General features: G+C 56.1%; 1 protein-coding gene. It reads right to left on the bottom strand.

Translation table 11 applies throughout. The annotated features are described in order from the left end of the window. Positions 1-337: DDE-type integrase/transposase/recombinase (locus tag ACUHMQ_RS21210; protein ID WP_445297416.1), on the bottom strand; the 337-nt coding region annotated here is incomplete at both ends.

The raw sequence follows: 337 nt of genomic DNA, 5'->3' as shown, positions 1-337 counted from the left end.
GTTTCCACTTTATCGCCTTCCACAACGCCTGACTGACCAAGTCTTGTGTCATTCGAGCACCCATCGCATAACCCACCATCTCGCAGGTAAACACATCCTTGATGCCCGCCAGATAGTGCCAACCCTCATCTGTCTGGAGGTAAGTAATATCGCTCACCCAGACCTGCTTTGGACCCGTCGGTTCAAAGGTCTGGTTCAGTAGGTTATCCGCAACCGGCAAGCCGTGAGCTGAATGGGTGGTCGCTTTGAATCGCCGTGGCTGGATGCAGCAAATGCCGTCTTCGCGACGTAGTCGCGCTATCCGATCCCGACCCGCCACGATCCCTTCGGCAGCCAG

The organism is Chitinimonas violaceus, from assembly GCF_052601015.1.
The sequence above is the reverse complement of the archived record's forward strand: the minus strand, read 5'-3'. Positions and strand labels throughout refer to the sequence as shown.